Here is a 13,261-nt window from a genome sequence, read left to right as displayed (position 1 = left end):
TTCACGCGTTTGATCTTTTAAAGGAACGTAATTAGAGCCGAGTCCTAAACCGAGATATAATGTCTTATTTTTTCAATGAAACACTCAGTTCCGAGCCTTTAAAAATGTTTCCGAGGATAGAGGGGATAGCCGGAAGCTAACCCCTCTCTTTATATCCCAAAGCGTCAACTAAAACCTGAATCCTAACCTTCCGCCATAGGTTCCGAAAGCACCGTTGTCTCTGTCGACCCAGTTAAATAACCCCTGCGCCCCTACAAATATCTTGTGTGTGACATTAAAATCAACGCCTCCGCCAAGTGTAATTCCCAGCTCGGCATTTCCCTGACCTGACGGAAATCCTCTTTTCTGGAGTATATTGGGCTGAGGAGCAATGCCTCCCACTTGGCTTCCCGGGTCGCTCTCATTGAAGAACAGATTCATGCTCGGCCCTCCCAAAACAAAAGGCTGAACTATCCTGTGAGCCTCAAGTTTATACTTTAGCCCCAGAAGAATTGTTGCCGTATCCAGATTTACACTTGTCTGGGTAGGAAGTGTGCCGGGCGCGATCGCGTTGACGGTGGGCTCGAATGTTATGTCATCATCCGTTCTTGCCCATCCGAAGCTCATAATACCGAGTAATTTTCCCGGCCCCAGGTTTTTATATAAAGGAACTCCAAGCTCGGCTGACAAATAAAAACCCGTGCCTGTCTTAAAAGGACCTGTCTGAGCGCCTATCGTAACGGCAAACTCACCACCGAAAGGCTCATCTGCGGTCTTTTCGGTCACGGACGTTTCTTCAACTATAACCGCTGCCTCTGCTCTCTCCTGAGCTTGCTGCTCGAGCATGATGTTCTTTTGCTCAAGCTCATCTATTCTGCTCTGCATCTCCCCCATTCTGCCCTGCATCTGACCCATCATCTGCTTGAGCTGTTGTATTTCCGCCTTCATGTTTTCCTGCCCCTGTGCGGATGCATCATATGCATACACACCGCAAATACAAAAACCTAGCACGGCAATCAAGAATGAAAATAAAACAGTCCTTTTAACCATCTCTCAATACCTCCTCTGCTTGTATTTTCTAACACCTTGCGAAGAGTAAAGGCAAAGCGGGTGCCATCAGAAAGTTATGCAATAACAGAAGGTTATAATATTTTAAATCGTCAGATGCACGTTAATGATACAAAATAGCATGCAAATGCTAACAATCTAATTGAATAAATAGTTGCTTATGCCAGCAATGAGTAAATTAAGAATTAGCAAAGGAAGAATTTAAAAGGGGGAACGCCCGGCAAAAGAGTGCCTAATTCTAACATCGGATTCATTATGGGGTTTGGAAAGAAGAGAAAGATTTAAAATCAGAAAAAGTATTTCATTGAAATCAATCGACTTTATAGAGCTTTAGTTTTCTGTAAAGAGTATCTCTTGATATGCCCAGGAGCTCCGCAGCCTTTGACTTGTTCCCCCTGGATTCCCGAAGGGCCTGCTCAAGCGCGAATTTTTCGAGCCTATCCAGTGAGAGGAGCTGGTGCTCCGGGGTTTTGGACTGCTGCCAGAGGAGATGCGCCTTCAGGTCCTTTTCGGTAATAGTGTTCTTGCTCAGGGACGTGACAGCTATTATGCCTTCAATCAAATTCTCGAGCTCCCTTATGTTCCCCGGGAAATGATAATTATAGAGTGAACTGAAAGCTCCCTCCGAGAGCCCCCTTATTCTCTTTGAATACTTGTTATTAAACCTTCCGATAAAGTGATCGATTAACAAGGGTATATCACCTTTCCTTTCCCGGAGCGGCGGCAGCTCGATGACTATTACGGCAAGCCTGAAAAAAAGATCCTCCCTCAAATATTTATTCTTCAGCTCATCTATTGTATGATTGCTCGCCGCTACAACCCTCACATCAAGCGCTATCTCCTTCGTATGTCCTATGGGCCTGACTTTGTATTCTTCAAGCACCCTCAACATCCTCACCTGAAGGTCTTTGGGCATTTCACCTATCTCATCGAGAAATATCGTTCCTTTATCGGCGGCAATGAAAAGCCCTTCGTGATCCCTTACCGCTCCGGTAAAAGCCCCTTTCCGGTAACCGAAAAGTTCCGACTCAAGGAGCTCTTTCGGTATAGCACCGCAATTCACCCCCACAAAAGGATGTGCGGCTCTCCCGCCTCTTAGATGTATGGCCTTGGCTAATAATTCTTTCCCCGTTCCCGTCTCCCCCACAATAAATACAGGCGCGTTGCTATGGGCTGCGGCCGAGGCCTTTTCAAAAACGGTTTTCATCACCTTCGAGCTGCTTATGATGTTATCGAATCCGTACTTTTCCGATAGGAGCTCCTTCAATGTCCCCACTCTGCTCTCAAGCTCCTGAGCCTTTCTGACAACATCCAGTTTTTTCAAAAGTACATCTTTATCAAAAGGCTTGGTAATGAAATCCGCAGCGCCGCGTTTTATCGCATCGACAGCCGCCTGAACCGTACCCTGACCCGTAACGATTATAACGGTTAACTCCGGGATCAAGTCTCTGAGCTTTTCAAGCAGTGCAAAGCCGTCCATAAGAGGCATTACCAGATCGAGAAGCGCCAGCTTTATATCCGGTACTTCCCGGGCTTTTTCAAGCGCGTCCGCCCCGGAATAGGCGGTAATTACATCGTAATTATTACGATTGAGAAGCTCCTTGACCGCTTCGACAAATTCCTTGTCATCGTCTACTACAAGTACCCTGAATTTTTCAGTGCTCAAGACGAATATCCCTCCGCGGATAAAGGAAGTTTTATTATAACCGTCGTACCCTTCCCCTCCATGCTTCTTATACTCACTTCCCCTCCGTGATCATTTACAATCCTTTTGGCAACTGTAAGTCCGAGCCCTGTCCCCTTTCCCGCAGGCTTGGTTGTAAAAAAAGGCTCGAAAACAAAGGAAATCGTCTCTTTCGAAATACCTTTACCCGTATCATTGATTCTGATATTCGCTAACCCGTTATCATAATCGTTCGCTGCTGCAACCGTAAGGACTCCCCCGTCAGGCATAGCGTCCACAGCGTTTATGATAATATCGGTAAAGACAAGATTTATCAGATTTGAGTCCACATAAATGCTCAAGCCCTCTTCAACATCAAGCTCGACCTCTATCATCTTTTTTTTGAGAAGGGGTCTCACCATATCGATCGACTCACCGAGCAACGAAGAGACTTTTTCCGAGCTTTTCTCACTGCCCGGCTGGCTGACAAACCTCAAAAGCCTTTGAATCACCTTCTGACCATACAAAATCTGCCTCTCTATAGAGTCCAGTTTTTCCCCGACACTCTCACATTCCGGGAGAGACGGTATGTCTTCTTTCAGCATCTGAACCCTGAGAAGCATCGAAGCGAGAGGAGTACCCATATGGTGAGCGAAACCTTCCGCCATCTTCCCGATTATTTGAGATTTCTCGAGCTCTATGATCTTTTTGCGCATAGAAATCCTGGCAGAAATATCTCTTATTGTCTCGATATACTTGCCTCGATCCAGATCCATGTAAACAAGACTGATACTCACGGGAATCCTGGAGCCGTCTTTCTTGATCATCTCCGTTTCATAGTCCGAAATCGCGGCCCCGTTTCTGGACCTCTCAAGCCTCTCTGCAAAGCTGTCCCTGTGCTCGGGTGTAATTATCTCATGGATATTTTTGATTTCATCTTCGTCATTAATGGCAAATAGCTTCAGAGCCGCTTTGTTTATCGTTTCAATAAGGCCGTCGTTGTCAAATACCAGAATCGCGTCGGTAGTATTATCCATGATACTGCGCAATCTCTCTTCCCTTTCCTGAAGCCGCCTTTCGGTATATTTCCGGTCCGTAATATCGACCCCGGAGCTCAAAGTACCGATAACTCTGCCATTTTCACCCTCTATTGCGGTGTTGTGCCACAGCACGTCGATTTTCTTCCCCGATTCGGAGATTATCTTGTTTTCATGAAACGCAATGTTTATGGATTCTCCCCTCATCACTCTCCTATGAACCTCTAATACTTCGTTACGTTCCTCGCGAGGGATGAATTTATCAAACCAGCTCTTTCCTAATATTTTTTCCTCGGAGCACTCGAGAATCTCTGCGCCCTTCCTGTTTATGAGCGTTACAATACCCTTGCCGTCAAGCCCCAGAAAAATAACCTCCGCCACGTCAAGGTACCTTTGCGTCCTGTCCTGCTCCTCCTTCAATTTTATTTCAGCGGCTCTTCGGTCAGTGATATCCACTATTGTGCTCACGACCACCAATCCTCTCTCGGTTTTCACAGGATTAAGGCCTATCTCCACAGGAAATTCGCTTCCGTTCTTTCTTCTGGCGAAAAGATCCCTCCCTTTGCCCATAGGTCTTGTCTCGGGCGCCGACAAGAACGATTTCCTATGCGCGGCATGCCCCTTCTTATATCTGTCCGGTACGAGCTCATCAATGTTTCTGCCGACCAGCTCGCTTTCCTCATATCCGAACATCCTGTTTACGAGTGAATTAACGAAAATAATCTTCCCCTTATTATCGGTCATTACTATGCCGCTCGGAACGGACTCAACAATAAAGCTGTATTGATTCTCAAGGAATTCTGTTTCGGGGTCCCCAGCCGTCCGGTGGGACTCAATCGCGCCCGGAGGCTCATCTTTTTTGGTAATTCTTTTCTTCATAACAAGTCCTTGGCGAGTGTAACCGTCCTGAATTCTTTCAGATTAATTATCAGAATATCACTTTATAACTTTGCTTACAATTTAGTTGAATCGCATATCTTTTACTTCGTGTAGATGAAAGTATAGAACTCGAATCTCCTCTCCCAGTTCTGAAGGTCATAGGACGCAATTACAAGATCTTTCTTCTCCTTTGTAATCTCATCTACAACATAACAGTTGAGCACGGTTTCAGGATTAAACCCGTAATGATCCAGAATACGGGTAAAACTAAGGTTGTCGGGAACATATCTGACTATAATTTTTTGGAAACGGTGCTTCAAACCCTCGTAGAGAAGCAAATTGAATAATTGTGAGCCCAATCCCTTTCCCCTGTAACTCGGATGAACCATTAACTTTACCTCAGCGGCGTGAGGCCAGTAAATCCCCTCGGTATGCAATGTACCTTTCGCGATAATATCCTCGTTATTTGTACATACGAGTTCCAGCACCTTTTTGTAGTTCGAGCTGATAAACCAATCCTGAAGGCCCTCCCATTTAGTTACATCGTCCTTGTATATGAGGAGGTCCGTCTTCGGAATCGTCGAGAAAAATTTCACCAGAAACTCCAGATCATTCTTACTTACAGGTCTGGTGATAACCCTGGTTTTATCCTTCAGGACAAGCTCTTTTGGGTATCCGGTCATTTATCATGAAATAACTTGCAAGCAGCATACCAACTGAGTCAGGAGGGCGAGTTCTTTACCCCGTAAGAGGAAATTCAATACCGCCACGCGTGTAAAACAATATGCAGTGAAATCATACAGCCATTAGAGCAGCAGGTTCATGCATTCACCGTATTTCAAAAATTCAGCTTGCGCCGGTAATCAGCCCGCACCGGTCGCGCAGCTCTCGACGACAATTGTCTTAAATTCGGACATCAGACATAAGCCCTGCGGGCAGAAGCAGGCGAACGGTAAAGATTTTTTGTTGCAATGTCACGGCTTATTCATCCTCCCGTGTAACTTCAGTTTGCGGTCTGTATCATTTTTCCGGGAAAGAGATTCAACCAGATGTTCAGTTTTCTGTCTTTTTATTGTTTCGGTTTTTAATGTATTCGATCATTTCCCGAGAATTCTCACCCGCCCATTCCCAGTCGAAGAATTCGAGCTCACTCAGGTGCGTGGGATCCTCCTGGATAATAAACACAGCCCTGTACCCGTCGGTCCAGTAGGGCTGCTTCATAAAATTCCGGTGGGGGTTTTCCGGGGTGGCGGGCTTTATCCCTTTAACATACCCGAATTTTCTGACCGCCCCCGAGAAGAGAAGATCCTGCTCGACGTACACCCTTGCCTCATCAATATCCGGATCGATTGCGTGCGCAGTTAACCATGGGGTCCTGATAGTCAGGTATGAGCCGATGTCACGGCTCACAGACCCGATCCAGACATCCATGCCCTTGTATCTTACGGGCATAAGCCATAGCCGGAGATGATTCCTCTCATGTATTGTGGATCTTGCTTTCTGAAAGCCTACGTCCTGAGCTCTTTTGTATACATATATGCTACTCATTGGAGAAGTACGGTATCTCGCCCCGGAGAAAAAGGCTTTGAACGCCCTCCACCCGGATCCCGCTGTAATGGGCTCAGTCACATCCCATCCGCGCCGGATGAAAGCGGACAATATTTGATCGCTCTCCCCAATGACGAAAAAGTTTAGCGGATCGTTCTTTCCCGTGCCGTCTTTTCTCGTCGAACAGCAGGGCACGCTCTCAAGCGCGCGGCGGAGGTCGTCTTCGTTCTGGTAGTCCACGAACTCCTCCTCTCCGTAAATGGAATCCCAATCCACCCGCTGAAAGTCTATCGTTATCCCGGGTATCTCTAAATAGAAGAGGAAGTTTTCCTCCCTGTCCTCTCCGAACACGCTAACGTTCAGGTATTTCACGCCCGGGTCCCAGTTTGTGTAAAAGAAACCCGATAATTCCCCGCCAGCCGGGATCATTCTTCCGATTCCGTGCTCGTTGAAGTATTCGTTGATTTCATCGTTAACGGGACTCGCAAAAATATAGTTCCTGTTAGCAGCTTCGTTCGGGGAGAAATAAGCGGGGTCTATTCCCACATGTACAAGAGTGACGGGAGCCCCGGTATCGTTTTCGATTCTGATCCATACCGGCTGGATTCCTTTCTTTGCAAGGTTGACGCCGAAAACCTCCCGACTCTCCGGGTCACTAAGCACTGCCGCCGTCACGGTTATGCCGTCCTCGGTCTGGGTCTCGCTGCGCATGAGAAAAGGGACTTCCCTCAACGGGTCGGGAGAGGGAGAATAGACCCGACACCCCTTTGCCGGAGGCGTGCTGAACATAGCGTTCTCCACCTCGCTCTGTGTGGCGCAATAGGAGGCGCAACCGACTTTCATTAAAGGCAGACAGCCGATCAAGAATATAAAGAACAGCCTCAATACCTGAGTGTCTCCGCGAACAGCGGTCATCTTAATTCCCTAACCCCCTGTCGTCATTTCTTTCATTCCGATTGCCGAATTCAAGCTCCAGGGAAGGAACTGAATGAATATCTTCCCAGGGAAAAAATTCCATGTCGCCCAGGGTGATAGAATCCTTACCGAATAGAAATACGGCCCGGTATCCGTCTGACCACCAGGGGTGGCCGAAAAGGTCTGTACGGGGATTCTCGGAGTTTGCAGCTCCTGTGCCTTTCACATAACCAAGCTTGTGTACTTGCTGAGACAGTACGAGGTCCTCTACTACATAATCCCTAGTTTCGTCGATATCGGGGTCTATCTCCTGCGCCGCGAACCAGTACTTCCTCACCCTTAAATCGGAGCCTATGTCCCTGCTCACAGAACCGATCCAGACACTATCTCCCCTGTACCTGAACGGGGTCAGCCAGAGGCGCATCTGGTTCCGCTGGCGGTAGGGCGTATGTCCCGCGTGTCGTGATTTCTGAAGGCTAATGTCCTGTCTTCGCCCGTACATATGGAGGCTAGTCATAGGGAATGTCCTGTAACGCGCGGTCGAGAACATTTTCCTGAGATCTATATCGAATGAATCGGTATCGGCCTCGGTAACGTCCCACCCGCGGCGTATTATTCCAGAGAACGTATCATCGGGATCACCGATAAGAATGATGTTAACCGGGTGCCCTTCACCCTCCCCCTTCTTATCTACAGTACAGCAGGGAATATTCTCCAATACCGCCCTGAGGTCGTTTTCGTTTTCAATATTTACTATCTCATCGTTTGAGTAAAGCTCTTCAAAATCGACGTTTTGATAGTCGGGCTGTATGCCCGGGACTTCGAATAAGAACACGAACCTCTCTATGCGGTCAAGCTGATACAGTGTTACGTTTACGTATTTTATGCCCGGATCCAGGTTTGAATATACAAAACCCTTATCTTTTTCGCCCGGGATTATGTACTCGACCTCTATGCTGTGTTCAGAGAAATGCTCGTCCATTTTTCTATTTAACGACCGGTTGAATTTGAAATGGTTAAGCCAGGAAACCTCGTTCGGGGAGAAATAATCCAGGTCGAGCGCGATGGGCATAAACGCGAACGGCGCATCAGTGTTGTTCTCTATTTCAAGCCACACGGGCTGTATACCTTTGGCCGCAAGGTCGACACCGAAGACCTCCTCACTCTCCTCCCGACTCAAAACGGCGGCGGTTACAGTGAGCCCTCCCCTGCTTTGGGTCTGCGCCCTTTTGAGGAAAGGAACTTCTTCAGGCGCGCGGGGAGTATAATTCGCCCCGCATGAGAATAGGGCAAGTATAAGAAAGACGGATAGAAATTTGCACATTGTACGTAATTTATAATCCGGAATTATATCGTCCGAACATAATAATACAGCGCTTAATTATAATTTAATCAACGGACCAAAGAAAGATTTGCTGGAGAAATCAAGCCTGAAATCCGGTCTTATGTGCGTGGCCGGATCCCTTTGTTCTGTATCCCGGTTTCCCGCCAAAACCAGACCGCGGCTTTCAATGAAACTGCATTGCCCGTATAAGTTTCACTGACGAATATAACCCGGGACCCCTAGAGCGCGAGTTCACAACTCCCTTTGCTTTCGCCGACACGCCTGAATAATCCGCCTCACGATAAAACACATGCCGGTGCTTACTATTCCCTGATTGACGGAAAGCCTCGCCGGGAGGGATTCTTTTTTAATGACCAAGTGAATTAAATAGAACTCGGCATCTTCATTAATTATGCTTCACGACAGATTGCTGAATTTTCTCTTTATGTATTTGCCAATGCTGTCAATCGCATCACGCCCGTCTTTTAACTCGCTCGCGAAAATCTGCCAGCAATGGATCATACCGCTCCATATTTCAAAAGTAAGATCGACTCCCTGTCTCCTCGCCTGCAGCGCGAATTTAAGGTTATCATCGAGGAGCAGCTCATGGTTTCCGATCTGAATCAATATTGGCGGCAACCCTCTCAGGTCAGCGTAAAGCGGGGAAACGAGCGGCTCTTTCGGGTCCCGCCCGCCAAGATAGGCATTCCTTACCGAATTCAGTCTGTCAGCGGTGATCCAGTCTTTTCCCATATTGCCGGTTACGGAATCGCCCTGAAACAACATGTCGACCGCGGGAGACATACAGCAGGCGGCAGCGGGTAAATCCATCCCGCCGTCCCTGAGAGAAAGAAGGGTGGATAGAACGAGTGTCCCTCCGGCGGAAATACCGACCGGTATAATCCGTGATCCTTCGAACCCTTCGTTCAAGAGCCAGTTGTAAGAGGCAACGCAGTCTTCGAGAGCAGCGGGAAAAATATGTTCAGGGGCCAGCCGATAGTCTATACTCAGCACCCTGGCCTCGGAGGCAGCCGACAATCGCCTGCAAAGGTCAGCGTGATCCCTGGTGGAGCCGATTGTAAACCCGCCGCCGTGAAAGAAGAGGATGACCCGCTTTTCATCCGCACCGGGGGCTTCGATCCAGAATGAAGGTATATCGTTTATCGTGAATTCCTTTATTCGCGGATTTTGCCCGGTTTGAAACCCCAAATAGAATCTTTCGAAATCCGCACGCAGCTGCTCTATAGGCTTACCTGCGGCAGGGGTATTCTCTCTAAGAGTTTGTAACAATCTATTTATCGATTCGTCGGGCATACGGAGCCACACTCGCATAAAGCATCTCTAAAATCAATTATACATCGGATTTTACAGCGGTAGTTAAAGCATAATAAATACAGGCCGTTAATAAATTCGCAGCTGTTTCAGAAATAGCGCCAGAAGTATCGGGCAGAAAACCCGATAAAGCGCCTTCTTTTTCATCACTATATCACTGCTTCCACAGTTTTAAATCTGTTGACAATCGCCGAAAGTAGCCTTAATTATTGTAAATAGACAATTAACGCTGCATTTTAAAATTCAATTAAAAATACGCCCTCAGCAATAATTTCGGAACTTGCCGGCAAGATTGGAATACAGTAAACAATAAATTTGCCCCCCCGGCCCTGGAAATGGAGCGAGATTAATGGCATATGAAGATATATCCAAAGCACAGCTGATCAGCGAGACCGGGGACCTACGCCGCCAGGTTTCCCGTTTGAAGAAAAATAATAAAGAGCTCGAAAGGCGGATAAACGAGCAATCCGTTACCTTTCAGAGCATCGGTGACGGAGTCATTATCGTTGACAAGCGGGAGAAAATAATTCTATTCAATAACAGGGCCGGACAGCTTACAGGATGGAGCTGTGATGAAGCCACGGGAAAATCTCTCAGCGAAGTCTTTTGCCTTGTAAATAAACGAAACGATAAGCCGTGCAAAAATCCGGCAACCAAAGCGATGAATATGGGGAAGAAAGTCGGACTTCCGAATGACACGGTTCTGATATCTCGTGACGGTTCGCGTCTTTTCCTGTCGGCAAGCTGCGCGCCTATAATGGATGGACGTAAGAAAGTTAAAGGCGCAGTATTCGTATTCAGGGACATTACACGAATTAAAGAGGCGGAAAACGCAGTAATCGAAAGCGAGAAAAGGTATAGAACCATCGTGGAGAACAGCTATGAACTCATATACGAGGTCGATTCTCTGGGAAACATTCTGTACGTCAATCCCCCTTGCACGGAACTCACGGGATACGAGCAGTCAGAGCTTACAGGCAAAAACGCATTTGAGTTTATCCACCCCGACGACCTCCCCAACGCTCTGGAGACTTTCAGAAGGGCTGTTTTAAATATGACAACCGAAACTGCTACTTTCAGAGCCAGGGATAAAAACGGTCAATATAACTGGCTTGAATGCACGGGAAATCCGTTCATCACGGGTAACGGCGAGATTCGGGGGGTAATAATTACAAGGGACATCACGGAGCGCGTCGAATCAGAAAAGAAGATAAGGTACCAGCTCTCGATAGAAAACGCGCTGGCCGAAATTTCAAAAATATTTGTCAGCTCCGATGATGTGGGATTAAACAGGGTTCTTAACATTCTGTGTACTACGCTCGCTGTCAACAGCGGATACGTTTATCAATTTCCTGAATCCGGCATCTCCTCAGGTAAAACGTTTTCCTGGTCTGATTCCGGAACGGATTCCGAGGAGCATATTAATCAAAATATCGATTGCGCGCTTTACCCGTGGTGGATGAAGAAACTGACAGCCGGTGAGAATATAGCGATAGAAGATACGGACTCCCTTCCGATTGAAGCCGATGCAGAAAAAAAACTTTTTAAATCCAATAATATACGCTCCCTTATAGCTGTTCCAATAATTTCAGCCAAGGGTGAGCTCTGGGGATACATGAGCTTAAACGACGCACAGAGGTCCCGCGTCTGGCTTGAAGAAGAAATCAGACTATTACGCATAGCGGGGGAAATTCTTTCAGCCTATAAAATGCGAAAGAAAGCAGAGGAAGAATTAACTCTTCTCAATAAACTGATGGAAGCCGTTCACAGGTTTCTGGACCTGGAAGAAGTCTACAAAGTCGCGCTTGATACAATTATCTCAATGCAAAACGTTGACATAGCGATGATCTACCTGCTCGATGAAGAGAGGAAAGAAGCCGTACTGGAGGCATACAGGAATGTACCGGATTATTATTTAAAAAAAGCGGCAAAAATACCCTGCCCTGTCGGAATAACATGGAAAGTGATAAACAGCGGGAAAATAATAAATATCGAAGACGCCCAGAAAGATCCCGACATTGGACCCAGCGGAAAAAAACTCGGGCATCACAGTCTTCTGGGCATGCCCATATACCTGAAACATAATGTAATAGGCGTTATATGGTTTCTCAGCTATAAGGAGCGAAAATTCAGCGAAAAAGAAGTACTTTTTCTTTCCGCACTCGGAGACCAGATTGCAATCGCAATCGCGAAAGCGAAGATGATTGATGAGATAAAAAAAACACAGGAGCAGTTGATTCAGTCAGAGAAGCTGGCGTCCTTAGGTCAGCTTATTTCAAGCATAGCTCACGAAATTAACAATCCGCTTACCCCGATTATAGGTTATTCGCAGAGGCTGTTAACGAAGCCCGATATTGACCGGCAGAATAAAGACTCCATAGAAATCATTCATAGCTCCGCCCAGAGAGTTCATAAAGTTATAGAAAAACTCCTTTCATTTTCCAGAAAATATTCTCCGGTCAGAAGCTACGAAGACATTAATGACCTGCTGGAAAAATCGATTGAGTTCAGAGAATACCAGCTAAAACTGGACAACATAAAAATTGCAAAGAAACTGGACGCCGCACTGCCGAGAACAATGGTAGACCCGAATCAGATTCAACAGGTTTTTACCAACGTAATATTAAACGCAGAGCAGGCAGTTGTTGAATCTCAAAACCGGGGTAGTTTGGAAGTCAGCACCGGAATCAAGAAAGATAGCATTATAGAAATTTCTTTTACGGACGACGGGCCCGGCATTCCGGAAAAAATAAAAGGAAAAATCTTTGATCCGTTTTTCACAACCAAGGAGCCCGGGAAAGGAACCGGACTCGGTCTTTCCGTCGCCTATGGAATTATCAAAGAACACGGCGGGGATATTCAGATACAAAATAAACGTAAAGAGGGCACAAGGTTTATTATTACCTTGCCAATAATAAAGCCGGATACGAAGCCCCAAATCGGCAAAGACGAAATTGAACACGGTTTCTCAAAAGAATTAAAGAAAAAAAGAGTATTGATAGTAGAGGACGAGGCGATCGTAACAGAACTTGTGAAAGCTGTTCTGGAAGAGGGAGAAAGTATTGTAGACGTGGCTTCAAACGGCAGGGAGGCGCTCAAGAAAATAAATTCAAGCAAATATGACTTGATTGTCTGTGATATAAAAATGCCTGAAATAAACGGGGTCAACCTGTTTTATGAAGTTAAAAAAACAAATCCGGAACTTTCAAGCCGGTTTATATTCATAACGGGCGACCCTAGCGACGAAACCATAGATTTCCTGCATGAGGCGGGAAATCCATACATAATTAAACCCTTTAAACTGGAGAAGTTTAAAGTCCGGGTGAATGAGATTTTCTGTGCCGGTTTTATGAATTGACGGCTCAAGAAAGCCTTGCAGTCCAGGGCGAATGGTGCAGAATATACACTCTAATGACAGTGCCGCACATATAGTGTGAGCAGGTGTTTAACCTGTCCCTAGCGCGCACGCGCGGCTTTTGACGGTATTGGCGCCGACACCGATACGGGAGCTGTTTC

At 46.6% G+C, this 13,261-nt stretch carries 8 protein-coding genes; 1 reads left to right on the top strand and 7 read right to left on the bottom strand.

Going from position 1 to position 13,261, the window contains the following annotated elements:
- Positions 1–168: 168 nt before the first annotated feature.
- The 7 genes from RIG61_04750 to RIG61_04720 form a co-directional block, all read right to left on the bottom strand.
- Positions 169–1,029 (bottom strand): hypothetical protein, encoded by an 861-nt coding sequence (locus RIG61_04750; protein ID MEQ9618463.1) that lies wholly within the window; start codon positions 1,027–1,029, stop codon positions 169–171.
- 328 nt (positions 1,030–1,357) lie between these two features.
- Positions 1,358–2,713: a sigma-54 dependent transcriptional regulator gene (locus RIG61_04745; GenBank protein ID MEQ9618462.1), complete on the bottom strand. Its 1,356-nt coding sequence runs from the start codon at positions 2,711–2,713 to the stop codon at positions 1,358–1,360.
- Positions 2,710–4,626, bottom strand: a complete 1,917-nt coding sequence (locus RIG61_04740; protein ID MEQ9618461.1) for a PAS domain S-box protein — start codon at positions 4,624–4,626, stop codon at positions 2,710–2,712. Before RIG61_04740 ends, RIG61_04745 begins: the two co-directional genes overlap by 4 nt.
- A gap of 101 nt (positions 4,627–4,727) precedes the next feature.
- Positions 4,728–5,309 carry a GNAT family N-acetyltransferase gene (locus RIG61_04735; GenBank protein ID MEQ9618460.1) on the bottom strand — a complete coding sequence of 194 codons (582 nt, stop codon included), beginning with the start codon at positions 5,307–5,309 and terminating at the stop codon, positions 4,728–4,730.
- Between the two features lie 370 nt (positions 5,310–5,679).
- The gene (locus RIG61_04730) at positions 5,680–7,089 is read right to left on the bottom strand and encodes an LssY C-terminal domain-containing protein (protein MEQ9618459.1); all 1,410 of its coding nucleotides are present in this window, start codon (positions 7,087–7,089) and stop codon (positions 5,680–5,682) included.
- Position 7,090: 1 nt separating this feature from the next.
- Positions 7,091–8,413 (bottom strand): LssY C-terminal domain-containing protein, encoded by a 1,323-nt coding sequence (locus tag RIG61_04725; protein ID MEQ9618458.1) that lies wholly within the window; start codon positions 8,411–8,413, stop codon positions 7,091–7,093.
- 417 nt (positions 8,414–8,830) lie between these two features.
- Positions 8,831–9,727 carry an alpha/beta hydrolase gene (locus RIG61_04720; GenBank protein ID MEQ9618457.1) on the bottom strand — a complete coding sequence of 299 codons (897 nt, stop codon included), beginning with the start codon at positions 9,725–9,727 and terminating at the stop codon, positions 8,831–8,833.
- A 367-nt stretch (positions 9,728–10,094) separates the two neighbouring features.
- Between RIG61_04720 and RIG61_04715 the strand changes: the two genes are divergently transcribed.
- The gene (locus tag RIG61_04715) at positions 10,095–13,103 is read left to right on the top strand and encodes a PAS domain S-box protein (GenBank protein ID MEQ9618456.1); all 3,009 of its coding nucleotides are present in this window, start codon (positions 10,095–10,097) and stop codon (positions 13,101–13,103) included.
- Positions 13,104–13,261: the final 158 nt, after the last annotated feature.

Source organism: Deltaproteobacteria bacterium (assembly GCA_040223695.1).
Taxonomy (GTDB): Bacteria; Desulfobacterota_D; UBA1144; order Nemesobacterales; family UBA2774; genus JAVKFU01.
The sequence above is the reverse complement of the archived record's forward strand: the minus strand, read 5'-3'. Positions and strand labels throughout refer to the sequence as shown.

What these genes read in the sequence shown, in the direction of transcription:
- RIG61_04735 (MEQ9618460.1), bottom strand. Translation starts at nt 5,309, where the DNA reads ATGACCGGATACCCAAAAGAGCTTGTCCTGAAGGATAAAACCAGGGTT.
- RIG61_04730 (MEQ9618459.1), bottom strand. Translation starts at nt 7,089, where the DNA reads ATGACCGCTGTTCGCGGAGACACTCAGGTATTGAGGCTGTTCTTTATA.
- RIG61_04750 (MEQ9618463.1), bottom strand. Translation starts at nt 1,029, where the DNA reads ATGGTTAAAAGGACTGTTTTATTTTCATTCTTGATTGCCGTGCTAGGT.
- RIG61_04720 (MEQ9618457.1), bottom strand. Translation starts at nt 9,727, where the DNA reads ATGCCCGACGAATCGATAAATAGATTGTTACAAACTCTTAGAGAGAAT.
- RIG61_04715 (MEQ9618456.1), top strand. Translation starts at nt 10,095, where the DNA reads ATGGCATATGAAGATATATCCAAAGCACAGCTGATCAGCGAGACCGGG.
- RIG61_04725 (MEQ9618458.1), bottom strand. Translation starts at nt 8,413, where the DNA reads ATGTGCAAATTTCTATCCGTCTTTCTTATACTTGCCCTATTCTCATGC.
- RIG61_04740 (MEQ9618461.1), bottom strand. Translation starts at nt 4,626, where the DNA reads ATGAAGAAAAGAATTACCAAAAAAGATGAGCCTCCGGGCGCGATTGAG.